Below are 16,626 nucleotides of genomic sequence, written 5' to 3' on the forward strand. Positions count from 1 at the left end.
GTTGGCGGAGGTGCGCGCGTGTACCACGATCACGAGACCATCGGTGACCGGATCGGGCGGCTGCGGGAGCGACGCGGGCTCACGCAGGAGCAGTTGGCGGAGCGGGCCGGTCTGTGTGTGGACACCGTGCGGAAGCTGGAGCAGGGGCGGCGGCTGACGGCCCGGCTCGCCACCCTCAACCGGTTCGCGCACGCCCTCGACGTGGAGACGTCCCTGCTCATCGGCCAGCCCGCGACCTTCGAAGCCCGGCGCGACGACGGCGACTCCCCGTCCGTTCTGGCCCTGCGCCGGGCCGTCTCACCCGTCGGCGATCTCCTCCCGGACGAGCCGGACCCCGAAGACCCGCCTTCCCTCGGGGCGTTGCAGGACGCGTTGCGTTCCACCGAGGGAATCCGGCGCGACGGGCGGCTCGGGGCCGTCGGGAGCGTGCTCCCGCAGTTGATCAACGACGCCCGCGCGGCCGCGCGTTCGCTGCACGGCGCGGAACGGCGGGCCGCACACGCCGTGCTGGCCGAGGCGTATCAGGTCGTGGCGACGACCCTCACCGCTCTCGGCAAGGAGGACGCGGCATTCACGGCGATGGAACGCGCCACGGAAGCGTCCCGGAATTCCGATGACCCCCGGCTGGAAACCGTCGGCGCCTCCACTCTCGCCTGGATCTTCACCAAGCAGGGCCGCCTGGAGGAGGCGCGGTACCTCGCTCTCCGGTACGCGGACGCGAAAGAACCCGGATTCCGTTCCGATCCGGCCGACGTGTCCCTGTGGGGAATTCTCCTCCTCCGCGCGGCGACGGCCACCGTCCGTCAGGGAGAACAGCAGCACGACCGCGTGAAAGAACTGTTGCGGATGGCCACAGCCGCGGCGGCGGCCATCGGAACGGACCGCCTCGATTACGCGACCCCTTTCGGACCGGCGAACGCCGGGGTGGCGAACGTCAACTTTCTGGTGGAGATGGCGAAAAGCGAGGAGGCCGTCGCCTCGGCCCGTTCCGTTCCCTCCCTGCACTCGCTGCCGCCCACATGGCGGGCCCGCTTCCACCTCGACCGGGCCCTCGCCCACACGGACCTGGGGCAGGACGACCGGGCCACGCGCGCGCTCCTGCTCGCCGAACAGGACGCCCCCGAGTGGATGCGCTACCACGGGACGGCCCGTCGCCTGGTGACCGAGCTGCGGAGCCGGGAGCGCCGGCGCGCCTCCCCCGTCACGGAGCTCGCGGACCGGCTCGCGCTGGACGGCTAGGACGCGGCGTCCCACCCGCCCGCGAATGTGGCACAGGGCGTCGCTGTTTTCCTGCTCCCTGATTCCGTAGTTTCGCCGCCATGAAGGAGCGCGCACAAAAACGCATGACGCTGCGGACGTACCGCGTCCGGGCTGACGGCACCCGGACCGAAAGGGGCCCGACCCGCGAATTCACCGCCAGGCAAGGACGATGAACACTCGCGCACGCCAGAATGACGCCCCCGCATTCCGCCGCCCCTTCGGGCCCGACGGAATGCAGTGCATCGTCCCGGGCTGTATCCGGCGCTCCAACTCTCCTCCCCCGGTGATGAGTTGTGGGGCTTGCCGTGACCTGGCAAGTCGGCCTGTGCTGGTTCTGTCACTGCGTCGACCAGTGGGTGCAGTGGATCGGGCACGTCTCCGCGCCGTCGGGGGACGGGCACGTCTACGCCTGCGGGCCGTGCGTGCGGCGGCAGCGGGGTCGAACACCCCTTTCCCCGGAAGAGTGAATTTGCTGCAACTATCGGCCAGTACAGGGGCAGTTGGCCGGATATCTGTTGTCCGGGACGCATTGACGGGGAACCCTCGCTGGTCGGCGCGTGCGCCGGAGTCCCGGGGTTTTCCGGGGTGTTCGTGGTTCCGTCCACGGTGATCGGGCCGGGGCGGTGGGACAGACGAGGAGAGTGGATTCGTGCGCAGGGTGATGAGCGGGAAGGCCGTGGGGCGGACGGTCGCGGCGCTGGCGGGGGCGCTGGTGCTGGCGGCCTCGGGGGTGTCGGCGCAGGCCGCGCCGGCGGTCACCGGAGCGACGGCTCCCGCCGCGGCCCCTGCCCCGGCGACGGCCGGAACGGTCATCGACAGCACCGACGCCTCCTTCGACCGCGAGGTGGTCCAGTCGGACAAGCCGGTTCTGGTGTCCTTCTGCGCCGAGTGGGCAGAGCAGTGCCGGATGCTCGACCCGGTCCTGCGGGACGTGGCCGGGGACTACGCGGGCCGCGCGAAGGTCGTCCGGCACGACATCGACCGGGAGCCGGAAACGCACCCCAAGTACGACGTCACCGCCGTCCCGACCCTGAACGTGTTCAAGAACGGCCAGATCGTCGCCACCCGCATCGGCCCGTCCGGCAAGGCCGACGTCGTCAAGCTGCTGAACCGCGCCGGAGTCTGAGCACCGTCGAACCCGCGGCCGCTCAACGGCCCTCGCGCGCCCGCGGGTTCGGCGGCCCGCCCGCCGCGAGCGCGGCGCGGAAGCTCCCGGCCTTCGCGGCCGGGTCGTAGTCCGGGCCGACGCCCTCGACGAGCACCACGTCCCCCTCGATGTGGCGGGTGCGCAGTGGCACCAGCGCCTGGTACGCGGGCGACTCGTACCAGGCGCGGGCCGCGTCGAGGCCGGGGAAGGCGATCAGCACGAGCGCCCCGGGGACGGCGCCCTCGCGGACCTCCTGCCGGCCGCCGTGTGTGAGGAAGCGGCCGCCGTACGGGTCGAGGGTGGCCTGGATGCGTTCGACGTAGGCGATGAGGTCCGGGTGCGGCGCCGCGGGGCGCAGGTGGCCGATCGCGTACGCGGGGGACGTGGACGGTCCGGGCATGGCAACTCCTCCGTCGGGCGGGGCAGTTCAACGGGAACGATGCTGCCCCGGACCGCCGCCGTGCGCGATGACCCGTGAGGTCAAGAGGGCCCGCTCGGCAGCCCCAGGTCCTCGCGCATCAGGCGGCGCATCGCGGTGAGCCGGGGCGTGACGGCGCGCAGCGCCTCCAGCGCGCTGTCCGGCGTCTCGCCGGGCCGCGCCTGCCCCCGGTCGACGCGCTTGGCGGCGGCGTCCGCCTCGGCCAGCAGCGCGTTGACGTCCCGGGAGGCGTCGAGGATGTGCTCGGGGACGAGCATCTGCGCCTCCGCGTACCGGTCGCGGTAGTCACGGCGGGTCTCCTCCAGGTGCGCGCGGTCCTCGTCGGTGTAGACACCGTCGCGCAGGCGGTGCAGGGCGTCCTTGAGGAGCGTGTGGAACTGGCGCGAGGCCCGGTTCATCGCCGTGTACGCGGCCCGGCGTTCCTCGAACTCCCGCCGCCGCCCGTCCACTTCACGCTGCCGTTCCTGCTGCCGCGCGGTGGCGCGCTGCGCGACGAGCGGCGCGAAGAGCGTCCCCAGGACGCCGACGACTGCGGTGATCATGGCTGCGATGACGGCACTCACGGCGCCCGACCCTACCCGCGCACCCGCCGCACCGGACCGGGCCCTGACCCCCAACAGCGGCCGCGGCGACGGTAGTTTGCCTCGCGGACGTGCGAGGCGACGGAAGGCGGAAGATGGCCGAGGAGACGACGGAGCCGTTCAGCGTGCGCATCGAGGTGCGCGGCTACGAGACGGACGCGCTGGGGCACGTGAACGCGTCGGTGTACGGGCAGTACGCCGAGCACGCGCGCTGGAAACTGTTCGAGAAGGCCGGCATCCGGCAGCGGGACCTGCTGGCGGCCCGCATCGGCCCGGTGGTGCTGGAGCTGCACTTCTCCTACCGGAACGAGCTGCGCGCGGAGGACGAGGTGGACGTCGACTGCGTCGTGGAATGGGGCGAGGGCCGGACGATGACCACCCGGCAGACGCTGCGCCGCGCGGACGGCACCGTCGCCGCCGAGGTCACGGGCACGGCGGTGGTGGTCGACCTGGACCGGCGCAAGGCGGTGGCCGACCCCCGCGCGGCCCTCCGCGAACTGGCCGCGCACCCCGGACTGTTGGGCCTCTGAGCGGCCAGGGAAACACGACGGGCGGGCACGGGAGCCGACTCCCGTACCCGCCCGTTCACACGTGGCGTGGTGTGCCCGGCGTCAGACCGCCGAACCGGCCTTCCACTGCTCCCAGTCCATGTTCCAGCCGTTGAGGCCGTTGTTGGGCTGGATGGTCTTGTCGGGCGAGCCCTTGACCTCGACGATGTCGCCGATCATCGAGTTCTCGTAGAACCAGCCGCCGTCGGTGCTGGTGCTCCCGGCTCCCTTGGTGTCCTTCAGACCGACGCAGCCGTGGCTGGTGTTGCCGGTGCCGAAGGGGGCGCCCCAGTAGTTGCCGTGGATGAAGGTGCCGGAGGTGGAGAGACGCATGGCGTGCGGGACGTCCGGGATGTCGTAGCCCTCGGCGCCCTTGCGGCCGAAGCCGACGGTCTGGCCGTCCATCCGGGTCTCCTTGTGCTTCTCGGAGATCACCATCTTGCCGTTGTACGTCGGGTTCTTCTTGCTGCCGGCGGAGATCGGGATGCTCTTGATCTTCTCGCCGTCGCGGACGACCGTCATCGTGGCGTTCTTGACGTCGACGGTGCTCACCTGCTGGCGGCCGACGTTGAAGTGGAAGGTCTTGTCCTGGACGCCGGTGATCCCCTCGGCGCCCTTCACCCCGTCGAGGTTGAGGTCGACCGTGACCTTCGATCCGGCCTTCCAGTACTCCTCGGGGCGGAAGTCGAGCCGCTTGCCGTCGAACCAGTGGCCGACGACCTCCTGGCCGCTGCTGGAGCTGACCTTGATCGCGGACTGGACGGCCTTCTTGTCGGTGATCTCCTTGTCGAAGTTGATCGACACCGGCATTCCCGCACCGACGGTCTGGCCGTCCTCACCGGCGTAGGTGCCGATGAAGCTGTTGTCGGGGGACACGGTGGTGAAGGCGGAGTTCTCGACGGCCTTGCGGCCCTCGCCGTCCTTCGCCGTGGCCGTGAGCTTGTACTGAGTGGCGCGCTCCAGCTGCTCCTTGGGCTTCCAGGACTTCCCGTCCTCGGATATGGAGCCCTCGACGACGGTGTCGTCCTTGGCGGTACGCATGTCCACCTGGGTGAGCTTCCCCTTGCTCACGGTGACATTGCCGCCGGTGTTGATGCTGGCGCCGTCGGACCCGTCCTTGGACGCGACCTTTATTCGGGCCACCGACTCATTCTTCTCGGACATCTCGGACTTGGCGTCGGAGCCGCTGCCCCCGTCGCCGTCACCGCCGAAAAGGCCGCAACCACTCAACGTCAGCACTCCGCCCAGCAGTACGGCTGTCGCCGCTATACCCCTGCGGTGCCTGCTCGGCGCTGTCACTGGCTTCTCCATCAACGTCGGAACCCCATGTCTCCCCGAAACACTGCGTACGCCCCCTACCGGTGGAAACCGGACATGCGTACCCCAGCTCTACGCAAGAGAACGCAAATCTTCCTATGGTCGGTTCCACACACGGGAAAACTGTGGGGTAGCACACGTACAGCACATGCGTGCAGTGACGTACGCGGGACGCTCCGGACAGGGCCCGGCGTTCGGCGCCGTGTCGGCGACGCGGCGGCCGAGGGCTCGGACGCGCTCCCGGATCACCAGGCGCGTTCCCCGACGGGCACGTCGTACACCTCCTCACCTGCCGCGTTCTCGTCGTCCTCGTCGTCCTCGTCGTCCCACTCCGGGTCGACCTCGGCGGCCTCGCTGCCCCAGGTCGCGTGGGACAGCTCGACGCCGGGGAGCTCGGAGACCAGGTCGACGGGGTCGACGAGGTACGCGATGGCCTCGCCCGCGTCCCTGCCGACGATCTCCCTGGCGTGCCCGCGCTCGTCGTCGGGGAGCAGCGCGTCGCTGTCGATGCGGTCGAGCGCGGCTCGGGCGAGAGCTTCCGGATCGGCGATTTCGACGACCAGTTCCACCCGGAGACGCACCTGCGGAAGTCCGTTTGATGTCTCGTCAGAAGTCATGCCACGGAGAGTAGGGGGCACGTCGGCCTCGACTTCCCTGCGACCCGCCCCAATCAGTAACATCGTTGCCCACGCCGCCAGTTCACTGCGTCTGCGCAGGAGCGATGCACTCGGAAGGGGTTCTTTGTGGCTGGAGCCGGACAGTCCGCCATGTCCGCACACCGCCGCCCGCTCGTGACGGCAGCCGCCGCCGGAACGGTGCTCTTCGCTCTCTGGTTCGTCCCGACGGCGAAGGCGTCACCGGAGCGAGGAATCCCCTCCACACCCTCAGCCACAGATTCCGCTTCCGCCTCTCCCGGGCTTCCGTCGCCCGGCCCGGCGCAGGACTACACCGTCGGCGAGGGCTCCGCCGTCGCGACGCACGCCGTGGCACAGCCGACGCGGCTCGCCGACACCGGCGGCGCCGAGACGGCGCCCTACGTCGCGGGCGGACTCGGCTTCGTCTGCGTCGGCGGCGCCCTGCTGCTCCGCGCCGCCCGCCGCCCGTCCGGCCGCTGACGGCCGCGTCGGCGCGCGCTCAGGAGCCGCGGAAGCGGCGGCGTTCGCCGGTGCCCGGGTCGGCGGGCGCGTCGGCGAGGCGGACGACGGGGTCCCAGACGCCGCCGTCCCGGCCCGCGACCACCGGTTTCGTGGCCCGCGTCGACTTCGCCCGGTACTGCGCCGCGTCCGCCAGCCGGAACAGCCGCCGCCCCGAGCGCACCTCCCCGACGGGGTCGCCCGTGGACGCGACGCCGCAGGCCACGCCCTCGCTCCCGGCCGGCCCGGCCGCCCGGCGGCACACCTCCTCGGCGACGCGGACCATCTCATCGGCCGTGGGCCCGACCGCGAGCAGGCAGAACTCGTCGCCGCCGAGCCGGGCGGCGAGCGTGCCGGGGAGCATCGCGGCGCACAGCGACAGCACCGAGCCGAAGCGCTCCAGCAGCCGGTCGCCCGCCTCGTGCCCGTAGGTGTCGTTGACCCGCTTCAGGCCGTTGACGTCGCAGACCGCGAGGGAGACGACGGTGTTCTCGACGCGGTGCTCGGCCAGGCCGTCGTCCAGCCGTATGTCGACGGCGCGGCGGTTGGCCAGGCCCGTCAGCGGGTCGGTGAAGGCGAGCAGCCGCACCTCCTCCAGCCGCTCGTTCTGCGCGATGCCCGCGGCGACGATCGCGGCGAGGACCGTCGCGAAGTCGGCGTCCTCCGGCCCGAAGACGGGCGCGTCCACGCCCCGGGCGACGTACAGCTCGCCCCAGGCGCGGGCGTGCAGCACGATCGGCGCGACGACACAGCTGCCCCGGCCCCGGCGGCGCAGCGCGGCGACCCGCTGGTGGCAGTACGCGCCCGTGCCCGCGTGCGCGCCCTCGCGGGTCTCGACCCAGGCCCGCTGCTCCTGCACACCCCCGGCCCAGCGCTCGTGCAGGAACTCGGTGACCTCGGGGAAGTCGTGCACCGGGTACGACTCGTCCTCGGGGAACTCGCGCTCGTCCCCGGCGAGCTCGCCCACGTTCGTCAGGACCCGCAGCCTGCCCCGCTCGCGCTCCCACACCGACACCGCGGCGAAGGAGCCGTCCAGCGCGGACCTGGCGCCCAGCGCCGCCGCGTGCACGACGTCCCGGTGCCGGTCGGCGAGCAGATCGCCCGGGGGCACGGACCGCCCCTCGGGGGACGCGGGACGTGCCGCCGCCTGCGCGGCGGCCATCGCCTGCGCCAGCCCGACCACGGCCCGCAGCCGCGCGTCCTCACCCATACGGCCAAGGCTAAGAGCCCGCGCCGCGTACCGCTGCCTCACCCCTCACCCTGTGTCACCGCCCGTGCTCGCCGGCCGCGGGCGCGGGGCTCACTCCCCCGGCCAGTCCGGCTTCCGCTTCTCGTTGAAGGCGGCGACGCCCTCCGCGCGGTCCCCGGAGAAGGCGACCTCGCGCCACGCCTCGTTCTCGGCCTCCAGCCCGTCGGGCAGCGCCATGCCCCAGCCGGTGCGCAGCGCCCGCTTGGCGGCGCGCAGCCCGACCGGCGAGTTCGCGGCGATCCGGGCGGCGAGGGCGAGCGCCTGCTCCCCGTCCTCGCCCTCCTCGACGAGCTGGTCGACGAGGCCGATGCCGGCCGCCTCGGCCGCCTCGACCCGGCGCGCGGTGAAGACCAGTTCGGCGGCGCGCGCGGCGCCGACCCGGCGGGGCAGCAGCTGGGTGCCGCCGCCGCCCGGGATGACCCCGACGGACACCTCGGGCAGCCCGACCACGGCCGTCGGGTCGGCGACGATCACGTCGCAGGAGAGGGCGAGTTCGAAGCCGCCGCCGAGCGCGTAGCCGTGCACGGCGGCGATGCTGGGCATCGGCAGATCGAGCACGCCGGTGTACGCGGCGCGGGTGTACGGGCGCTGCTGCGCCAGCTCCTCGTCGCTCAGCGCGTTGCGTTCCTTCAGGTCGGCGCCGACGCAGAAGGCGCGCGCGTTCGAGGAGGTGAGGACCGTCGCGCGGACGTCCTTGTCCTGGGCGAGGGCCGCGCAGGCGTCGCTGATGCAGCGGGCCATCTCGGTGGAGACCGCGTTCATCGCGCGGGGCCGGTCGAGGACGAGCTCCGCCACATGCGTCCCGCTGTCCCTGCGGACCAGCACCCACTCGCCGTACCGCTCTTCGCTGACCATCTCGGCCTCCCGGTTAACGCTCGCTCACATCGGCGCCCACTCTACGTCCCGCCACCGACACCGGGCAGGGGTGATCGCGGACCAACTCCCGGCAGGGGGACGGCCGTACGGGCGGCGGTGCAGGTCAGCGGCGGCTCAGGGGCGGCGGGTGAGCATCCACGGCTCGACGACGCCGAGGCCGCGGACCGGGCGCTGGTAGAGCGGCTGGAGCGCGAACCGGAAGCCGGGCTCCTCGGCCGCCTCCTTCTCCGACTCCGGCGCCTCCTCGGCCGCGATCAGCTCGGCCCGCACCTCGCCGTCGACGAGCACGGTGTCCTTCGGCGCTATCGACGTCAGCCTGCTGGCCAGGTTGACGGTGTTGCCGAAGACGTCGCCCATGCGGGTCGTCATGGTGCCGAAGGCGATGCCGACGCGGAGCTCCGGCATCGTGTCGTCGTTGCTCATCGTCTCGATCAGGCGGAGCCCGATCTCGGCCGCCGTGCCCGCCTCCTCGGCGACGTAGAGCACCTCGTCGCCGAGCGCCTTGATCAGCCTGCCGCCGTGCGCGGCGACCAGGTCGGCGGCCGTGGTCTCGAACGCCTCGACCAGTTCGCCGAGTTCGTCGTCCTCCAGGCGGCGGGTGAGCCGGGTGAAGCCGACGAGGTCGGCGAAGCCGATGGCCTGCCGCCGGTCCACGGTGTCCTCGTCGTCCATCGCCTGCACGACGCGTCCGGTGGCCGCGGCCAGCTGCCGGCGCCAGACGTAGACCAGGAACTCCTGCAGCTCCGGCAGCAGCAGCTGGATCAGCGGGTAGGCGACCTCGTTCCGCGTCATGCCGGGCTCGGGGGGCTCGGTGAGGCCCATCAGGAAGGAGTCGATCTGCCAGTCGGCGAGCCGGGCCGTGGTCTGGCCCGTGGAGCGCGCGACCTGCACCGCCGTCGCCTCGCTCAGCAGGCCCGCCTCGACGAGACCGGCGAGGCGGCGCAGGGCGAGGACGTCGGCCTCGGTGAGCGCGCGTTCCTGGCCGACGTCGGCGAAGCCCATCGCGCGCCAGAAGCGGGAGGCGAGCTCCATCGAGACGCCCGCCGCGCGGGCCGCCTGGAACGGGTTGTACTGCCGCTCCGAGCCGAGGATCAGCTCCTCGATGCCGAGCGCGCTGGGGTCGTCCTCCGTCCCCCTGCGTGCGCCGCCGGGGGCGGGTGCGTCGGCCGGTTCGGCGGGCTCCGCCGGGGCCGCGGGCTCCGCCGCTTCCCGGCCGGCCGGCTGCGGTCCGGTCGGCTCTGGCTCGGGTCCGGTGGCGGGGGTGTCCGGTTCGTCCACGGTCACTGCCCGCCCCTCCGCGAGGTCCGGTCGTCCCTGCGCACTGCCCTTCCGTTCTGTGTGCTCGGCGTTCTTCGCGGTCCTGCCCGTCCGGGCCGCCCCGGCCCGCGTACCGCGCCGAGGAGGCGCGCCGTTTCCGTACCGCCGGGGCGGCGAACCGCACCGCCGTACGAACCCGTACCGCGCCCACCGGCTGTCCACAATACGGCAGCTGTGGGCTGGCTCACTCTCCCGGCGCCGGGCGGAGATGCACGATGTCCCCGGCCCCCACCGGACGCTGAACTCCCTGCTCAGTGGCGAGGACGAGCCGTCCGTCCCCGTCCACCGCGACGGCCTCGCCCGTCAGGTGCTCGCCGCCCGGGAGTTCGGCCCGCACCGTCCGGCCGAGGGTGGAGCAGCCCGCCGCGTAGGCCTCCAGCAGACGGCTCTCGGTGGGGTCGCCGCCGGTCGCCGTCCAGCGGCCGTACCAGTCGTCGAAGGAGCGGAGGACGGCGCGGAGCAGGGGGTCGCGGTCGGCGGCGTGCGCGCCCGCGAGGGTCAGCGAACCGGCCGTGGGGACGGGGAGTTCGGCGGCCTTGAGGGAGACGTTCAGGCCGAGGCCGAGCACGACGGTGCCCTCGCCCGCCTGTTCGGCGAGGATGCCGCCGACCTTGCGCTCCTCGCCCCCGACGTCGGCGAGCAGGTCGTTGGGCCACTTCAGCGCGGTGTCGATCCCGGCCGTGCGGGCGACGGCGGAGGCCGTGGCGACCCCGGCGAGCAGCGGCAGCCAGCCCCAACGGTCCTGCGGGACGGCGGGCTTGAGCACGAAGGAGACGAACAGCCCGGAGCGGGGCGGGGCGCTCCACTGCCGGTCGAGCCGGCCCCGGGCGGCCGTCTGCTCCTCGGCGACGAGCACGGTGCCCTCGTCCAGGCGCTCCCCGGCGCGGAGGCGCTCGGCGAGGTCGGTGTTGGTGGAGCCGGTCCGCTGCACCACCTCCAGCGCGGTCCACAGCGCGTCGGGGCGGAGCAGGGCGCGGCGCAGGGCGGCGGCGTCGAGCGGCGGGCGGTCGAGGTCGGTCCAGCGGCTCGCGGGGCGGTCCGCGTCCTCGGGGCCGTCCTGGCTGCCGGGACCGTCGGGCGAGTTCGGCGAGTTCGGCGTCATCGGGCCAGCGTAGGCGGCCCGTCGCCGCCCGCCGCCGAGCCATGCGGACGTCCGGGTTCCGCCCCCGGTGAGCCGCCGGAGGGGATGTCCGAGAAAGGGGGGAAGGGTGGGGGCGTGGGGAATTGGGCGGGTCGGACCGTGACCAACGCCGCACCGCCGAATCGGCCCAGCGCCGATAGCCTACGAACCAGTAATCGGCGGTAGCCGCACGTAGCCGTCCGACGACAGTTCCGACCGGTCCCCTCACGCACCACTCTCACGCCCGACGAACGAGTAGGAGCCGCACGCTGATGTCCGAGCCGCGTGAACAGCACAGCCCCGACATCCACACCACCGCGGGCAAGATCGCGGACTTCGAGCGCCGTGCCGCCGAGGCGACTCACGCGGGCTCGGAGCGCGCGGTGGAGAAGCAGCACGCGAAGGGCAAGCTGACGGCCCGTGAGCGGATCGATCTCCTGCTCGACGAGGGCTCGTTCACGGAGCTGGACGAGTTCGCCCGGCACCGTTCGACCAACTTCGGCCTGGAGAAGAACCGCCCCTACGGCGACGGCGTCGTCACCGGGTACGGCACCGTCGACGGCCGTCCCGTCTGCGTGTACTCGCAGGACTTCACGATCTTCGGCGGCTCGCTCGGCGAGGTGTACGGCGAGAAGATCGTCAAGGTCATGGACTTCGCGCTGAAGACCGGCTGCCCGGTCATCGGCATCAACGACGGCGGCGGCGCGCGCATCCAGGAAGGCGTCGTCGCGCTGGGCCTGTTCGCCGAGATCTTCCGCCGGAACGTGCACGCCTCCGGCGTCGTCCCGCAGATCAGCCTGATCATGGGCCCGTGCGCGGGCGGCGCGGTCTACTCCCCGGCCATCACGGACTTCACGGTGATGGTGGACCAGACCTCGCACATGTTCATCACGGGCCCGGACGTCATCAAGACCGTCACCGGCGAGGACGTCGGCTTCGAGGAGCTGGGCGGCGCCCGGACGCACAACACCACCTCCGGCGTCGCGCACCACATGGCGGGTGACGAGAAGGACGCGGTGGAGTACGTCAAGGGCCTGCTGTCCTACCTGCCGTCGAACAACCTGTCCGAGCCGCCGGTCTTCCCCGAGGAGGCCGATCTGGAGACCTCGGACGAGGACCGCGAGCTGGACGTCCTCATCCCGGACTCCGCGAACCAGCCGTACGACATGCACAGCGCCATCGAAGGCGTGCTGGACGACGGGGAGTTCCTGGAGACGCAGGCGCTGTGGGCGCCGAACATCATCACCGGGTTCGGCCGGGTCGAGGGCCAGTCGGTCGGCGTCGTCGCCAACCAGCCGATGCAGTTCGCCGGGTGCCTGAACATCGACGCGAGCGAGAAGGCCGCGCGCTTCGTCCGCACCTGCGACGCGTACAACATCCCGGTGCTGACCTTCGTCGACGTGCCGGGCTTCCTGCCGGGCACGGACCAGGAGTACGACGGCATCATCCGCCGCGGCGCCAAGCTGATCTACGCGTACGCGGAGGCCACCGTCCCGCTGATCACGGTCATCACCCGCAAGGCGTTCGGCGGCGCGTACGACGTGATGGGCTCCAAGCACCTGGGCGCCGACCTCAACTTCGCCTGGCCCACGGCGCAGATCGCCGTCATGGGCGCGCAGGGCGCGGTCAACATCCTGCACCGCAAGACCCTCGCCGCCGCCCCCGAGGACGAGCGCGAGGACCTGCGCGCCGAGCTCACCCAGGAGTACGAGGACACGCTGCTCAACCCGTATACCGCGGCCGAACGCGGGTATGTGGACGCCGTGATCATGCCGTCGGAGACGCGGCGGCACATCACGCGCGGACTACGGCAGCTGCGCACCAAGCGCGAGCAGCTGCCGCCGAAGAAGCACGGCAACATCCCGCTGTAAGCACCTCGTGCCCGCGCACCGCGAGCGAGCGGCGCGCGGGCACGTCGAGCAGTCCGACGCAAGGCCCGCAGGACCGCGAGGAGGCGTCCACGATGCCGGAGTCCCACGAGACCCACGAGCCCACCGAGGCATCCGCACAGACACCGGGCCCCGGGGAGCACCCGCCCATCCCGCCGATCAAGGTCGTGCGCGGCAATCCGACCCCGGAGGAACTGGCCGCCGCGCTGGCGGTGGTCCGGGCCAGGGCCGCCGGTGAGCTGGCGGCCCTGGCCGGGGCGGCGGGCGCGGCCGCCCGCCACACCGAGTGGTCCGACCCGGCCCGCACGGTCCCGCGCCGTGTGCCGCACCCGGGCCCGACGGCCTGGCGCACGGCGTACTGGCCCGCCTGAGGCGGGAGTTGCGCGTCACCGGTGGTCCGGGGTGACCGTCCGGTGACGGACCGTCCCCGTCCTGCCCGGCATCGGGCAGGACCGGGGCGCGGCCTGAGTACGCGTACTCAGGCGCGGGCGCGGCGGGGCGGCGCACGATGGACTGATGCTCTGGTCCGATCCACGCGACGAGCCGCCGCGGGAGCTGCGCGCCGCCGAGGCGAAGCTCCGCCGGCTGGGGTGGCTGCTGCCCGTCGTCGCCCTGCTCGCCCTGCTGCTGACCACCGGCATCCACTGAACGCCCGGCATCGTCCGGCCGCCGGGGGTTCCCTACGATGACGGCCATGACCACGGACACCACCCCCGCCGCAGGACCGGCCCGCCGTCTCGTTCTCGCCTCCGCCTCACCCGCCCGGCTCGGGCTGCTCCGGCAGGCCGGGATGGCGCCCGAGGTGATCGTCAGCGGCGTCGACGAGGACGCGCTGTCCGCGAGCACCCCGCACGAACTGGCGCTGCTGCTGGCCGAGGCGAAGGCCGCGGCCGTGGCCGGGCGCCCCGAGGCGGCGGACGCGCTGGTGATCGGCTGCGACTCGGTGCTGGAGCTGGACGGCGCCGCGCTGGGCAAGCCCGCCGACGCCGAGGAGGCGACGGCCCGCTGGAAGGCGATGCGCGGGCGCAGCGGCGTGCTCCAGACCGGCCACTGCGTGATCGACGCGCGCAGCGGCGACCGCGCCTCGGCCACCGCCTCCACCACGGTGTGCTTCGGCGAACCCTCGGACGCCGAGATCGCGGCGTACGTGGCCTCGGGCGAACCGCTGCACGTGGCGGGCGCGTTCACGCTGGACGGGCGCTCCGCGCCGTTCGTCGAGCGGATCGAGGGCGACCACGGGAACGTCATCGGGCTGTCGCTGCCCCTGCTGCGCAGGCTGCTCGGCGAGCTGGGCACCCCGGTCACCGACCTCTGGGTCTGAGTCGGACGCCGGGCTCCGCCCGTTTCCTCCCGATGTTCCGGGCGGCCGGAAATCGCCGTCCCGGAACGGATGTTGAGGGGTGGGCTTACCGGGAGAAACGTCGCTCAATCGAGATCTTCAGGTCCGTCGTGCCTGATTAGCATCGCCCGTGCAACGCACACGCAGTTCCGGGCGGCCTCCGCGCGGTGCTGCGGCCACCGATCGAAAGGCACGACGGAGTGTCCAGAAACTCGCCACCGGACATAGCCCCGCGTACTACCGGACGCACCCTCCCGCGCACAGCCGTCTGGATCTGCGTGGCCGCCGTCGGAGCGGCGGGCTGGGCGGCGCTCGCGCTGTCGCGGGGCGAGAAGATCTCCGCGATCTGGATCGTGGCCGCCGCCGTCGGCTCGTACCTCATCGCGCAGCGGTTCTACGCCCGCTTCATCGCCCGCAAGGTCCTCGTCACCGACGACACCCGGGCCACCCCGGCCGAACGGCACGACGACGGCGTGGACTTCCACCCCACGGACCGGCGGGTGCTCTTCGGCCACCACTTCGCCGCCATCGCGGGCGCGGGGCCGCTGGTCGGCCCGGTGCTCGCGGCGCAGATGGGCTATCTGCCGGGGACGATCTGGATCATCGTCGGCGTGATCCTGGCCGGCGCCGTGCAGGACATGGTCGTTCTCTTCTTCTCGATGCGGCGGAACGGCAAGTCGCTGGGCCAGATCGCGCGGGACGAGATCGGCCGGGTCGGCGGAATCGCCGCGCTGATCGCCGTGTTCGCGATCATGATCATCATCCTCGCGGTGCTCGCGCTGATCGTCGTGCAGTCCCTGGCCGAGTCCGCCTGGGGCACCTTCTCGATCTCGATGACCATCCCGATCGCCCTCTTCATGGGCGTCTACCTGCGCTATCTGCGCCCCGGCCGGGTCGCCGAGATCAGCCTGATCGGGGTCGGACTGCTGCTGCTCGCGATCGTCAGCGGCCGCTGGGTCGCCGAGGCGCCGTGGGGCGAGATGTTCGTCCTCTCCCCCAGGACGCTGGTGATCTGCCTGGTGGTCTACGGGTTCGTCGCGTCCGTGCTGCCGGTGTGGATGCTGCTCGCGCCGCGCGACTACCTGTCGACGTTCATGAAGGTCGGCACGATCGTGCTGCTCGCCGTCGGCGTGCTGCTGGCCAACCCCGACCTGGCGGCGCCCTCGCTGACCGAGTTCGCCACCCAGGGCAACGGGCCGGTCTTCGCCGGTTCGCTGTTCCCCTTCGCGTTCATCACCATCGCCTGCGGCGCGCTCTCCGGCTTCCACGCGCTGATCTCCTCGGGCACCACCCCGAAGATGATCGAGAAGGAGAGCCAGGTCCCGCTCATCGGCTACGGCTCGATGCTGATGGAGTCCTTCGTCGCGATCATGGCGCTGGTCGCCGCCTGCGTCATCGACCCGGGCCTGTACTACGCGATGAACGCCCCGGCGGGCGTCCTCGGCGACAGCCTCCAGTCGGCCTCGCAGGCCGTGCAGGGCTTCGGCTTCCACATCACGCCCGACCAACTCCAGTCCATGGCCGACCAGGTGGGCGAGGAGAGCCTCGTCGCCAGGACGGGCGGGGCGCCGACGCTCGCGGTGGGCATGGCCGTCATCCTCGCGAAGGCGTTCGGCAGCGAGGGCATGATGTCCTTCTGGTACCACTTCGCCATCATGTTCGAGGCGCTGTTCATCCTGACCGCCGTCGACGCCGCCACCCGCGTCGGCCGCTTCATGCTCCAGGACACCCTCGGCAACATGATCCCCCGCTTCCGCGACAAGACCTGGAAGCCCGGCATCTGGATCACCTCGGCCCTCGTCGTCCTCGCCTGGGGCTACTTCCTGTGGGTCGGCGTCACCGACCCGCTCGGCGGGATCAACCAGCTCTTCCCGCTGTTCGGCACCGCGAACCAGCTCCTCGCGTCCATCGCGCTGGCCGTCGCCACCACGCTGCTGATCAAGGCCGGGCGGCTCAAGTGGGCCTGGGTGACGGGACTTCCGCTGCTCTGGGCACTCGCGGTCACGATGACGGCGAGCTGGCAGAAGGTCTTCTCCGCCGACCCGACCGTCGGCTTCTTCGCGCAGCGCGGCAAGTACCAGGACGCGCTGGAGCAGGGCAAGGTGCTGGCCCCGGCAGGTTCACTCGACGAGATGCGGACCGTGGTCCACAATTCAACCGTCACCGGCACACTGTCGGCGGTGTTCGCGGTACTGACCCTCGTCATCGTCGTGGCCTGTGCCGTCGTGTGCGTCAAGGCGGTCCGCGGGGGCGGATCGCTGCCCACCCGGGAGGACGAGTACGTGGAATCGAAGCTGGTGGCCCCCTCCGGGCTGATCGCCACCGCCGAGGAGAAGCGCGAACTGGCCGCGGCCACCGCGGGCTCCGACGGAGCCGCGCCGTGACCCGCGCCGCCCTTCCGCACGACCCCG

At 72.3% G+C, this 16,626-nt stretch carries 17 protein-coding genes; 9 read left to right on the forward strand and 8 right to left on the reverse strand.

The features are described 5' to 3' along the window. Positions 1-18 precede the first annotated feature (18 nt). Positions 19-1,239, forward strand: a complete 1,221-nt coding sequence (locus tag HCC30_RS05395) for a helix-turn-helix transcriptional regulator (RefSeq protein ID WP_169440893.1) — start codon at positions 19-21, stop codon at positions 1,237-1,239. Between the two features lie 670 nt (positions 1,240-1,909). Continuing rightward, complete coding sequence (locus tag HCC30_RS05400; protein ID WP_346776501.1) at positions 1,910-2,386, forward strand: thioredoxin domain-containing protein; 477 nt, start codon at positions 1,910-1,912, stop codon at positions 2,384-2,386. 22 nt (positions 2,387-2,408) lie between these two features. On the opposite strand, the gene HCC30_RS05405 is transcribed toward HCC30_RS05400, so the two are convergent. Beyond that, the gene (locus tag HCC30_RS05405) at positions 2,409-2,807 is read right to left on the reverse strand and encodes a DUF1330 domain-containing protein (RefSeq protein ID WP_169440894.1); all 399 of its coding nucleotides are present in this window, start codon (positions 2,805-2,807) and stop codon (positions 2,409-2,411) included. Between the two features lie 80 nt (positions 2,808-2,887). After that, positions 2,888-3,409 (reverse strand): hypothetical protein, encoded by a 522-nt coding sequence (locus HCC30_RS05410; protein ID WP_169440895.1) that lies wholly within the window; start codon positions 3,407-3,409, stop codon positions 2,888-2,890. A 113-nt stretch (positions 3,410-3,522) separates the two neighbouring features. Here HCC30_RS05410 and HCC30_RS05415 point away from each other — a divergent pair, with 113 nt between their 5' ends. Beyond that, positions 3,523-3,957: an acyl-CoA thioesterase gene (locus HCC30_RS05415; RefSeq protein ID WP_169440896.1), complete on the forward strand. Its 435-nt coding sequence runs from the start codon at positions 3,523-3,525 to the stop codon at positions 3,955-3,957. A gap of 81 nt (positions 3,958-4,038) precedes the next feature. Here the strand turns inward: HCC30_RS05415 and HCC30_RS05420 are convergent, their stop codons facing one another. Beyond that, positions 4,039-5,286: an Ig-like domain-containing protein gene (locus HCC30_RS05420; protein WP_169440897.1), complete on the reverse strand. Its 1,248-nt coding sequence runs from the start codon at positions 5,284-5,286 to the stop codon at positions 4,039-4,041. A 251-nt stretch (positions 5,287-5,537) separates the two neighbouring features. Beyond that, entirely contained in the window at positions 5,538-5,909 is a 372-nt protein-coding gene (locus HCC30_RS05425) for a hypothetical protein (RefSeq protein ID WP_169440899.1), read from the reverse strand. 126 nt (positions 5,910-6,035) lie between these two features. Here HCC30_RS05425 and HCC30_RS05430 point away from each other — a divergent pair, with 126 nt between their 5' ends. Continuing rightward, a complete protein-coding gene (locus HCC30_RS05430) occupies positions 6,036-6,407 on the forward strand; it encodes a hypothetical protein (protein ID WP_346776502.1) in 372 nt (123 codons plus the stop codon). Positions 6,408-6,426: 19 nt separating this feature from the next. Here HCC30_RS05430 and HCC30_RS05435 read toward each other — a convergent pair whose 3' ends face one another. The 4 genes from HCC30_RS05435 to HCC30_RS05450 form a co-directional block, all read right to left on the reverse strand. Then, on the reverse strand, positions 6,427-7,635 hold the full coding sequence (locus HCC30_RS05435; RefSeq protein WP_169440903.1) for a diguanylate cyclase: 1,209 nt from the start codon (positions 7,633-7,635) through the stop codon (positions 6,427-6,429). A 90-nt stretch (positions 7,636-7,725) separates the two neighbouring features. Further along, on the reverse strand, positions 7,726-8,529 hold the full coding sequence (locus HCC30_RS05440) for an enoyl-CoA hydratase-related protein (protein ID WP_169440904.1): 804 nt from the start codon (positions 8,527-8,529) through the stop codon (positions 7,726-7,728). Between the two features lie 135 nt (positions 8,530-8,664). After that, positions 8,665-9,834, reverse strand: coding sequence for an adenylate/guanylate cyclase domain-containing protein (locus HCC30_RS05445; RefSeq protein ID WP_169440905.1), 1,170 nt, complete (start codon positions 9,832-9,834; stop codon positions 8,665-8,667). Between the two features lie 217 nt (positions 9,835-10,051). Then, the gene (locus tag HCC30_RS05450) at positions 10,052-10,969 is read right to left on the reverse strand and encodes a biotin--[acetyl-CoA-carboxylase] ligase (RefSeq protein ID WP_169440907.1); all 918 of its coding nucleotides are present in this window, start codon (positions 10,967-10,969) and stop codon (positions 10,052-10,054) included. Positions 10,970-11,259: 290 nt separating this feature from the next. Here HCC30_RS05450 and HCC30_RS05455 point away from each other — a divergent pair, with 290 nt between their 5' ends. The 5 genes from HCC30_RS05455 (at position 11,260) to HCC30_RS05470 (ending at position 16,599) form a co-directional block, all read left to right on the forward strand. Continuing rightward, positions 11,260-12,858 carry an acyl-CoA carboxylase subunit beta gene (locus tag HCC30_RS05455; RefSeq protein ID WP_169440909.1) on the forward strand — a complete coding sequence of 533 codons (1,599 nt, stop codon included), beginning with the start codon at positions 11,260-11,262 and terminating at the stop codon, positions 12,856-12,858. A 176-nt stretch (positions 12,859-13,034) separates the two neighbouring features. After that, complete coding sequence (locus HCC30_RS28435) at positions 13,035-13,247, forward strand: acyl-CoA carboxylase epsilon subunit (protein WP_346776521.1); 213 nt, start codon at positions 13,035-13,037, stop codon at positions 13,245-13,247. Positions 13,248-13,392: 145 nt separating this feature from the next. Beyond that, complete coding sequence (locus HCC30_RS28965; protein ID WP_277347945.1) at positions 13,393-13,524, forward strand: hypothetical protein; 132 nt, start codon at positions 13,393-13,395, stop codon at positions 13,522-13,524. 37 nt (positions 13,525-13,561) lie between these two features. After that, positions 13,562-14,197, forward strand: a complete 636-nt coding sequence (locus tag HCC30_RS05465; RefSeq protein WP_169440913.1) for a Maf family protein — start codon at positions 13,562-13,564, stop codon at positions 14,195-14,197. 242 nt (positions 14,198-14,439) lie between these two features. After that, a complete protein-coding gene (locus HCC30_RS05470; protein ID WP_346776522.1) occupies positions 14,440-16,599 on the forward strand; it encodes a carbon starvation CstA family protein in 2,160 nt (719 codons plus the stop codon). The last annotated feature ends 27 nt before the right edge of the window (positions 16,600-16,626 follow it).

It is taken from the genome of Streptomyces sp. HNM0574 (genome assembly GCF_012726235.1).
Classification (GTDB): Bacteria; Actinomycetota; Actinomycetes; order Streptomycetales; family Streptomycetaceae; genus Streptomyces.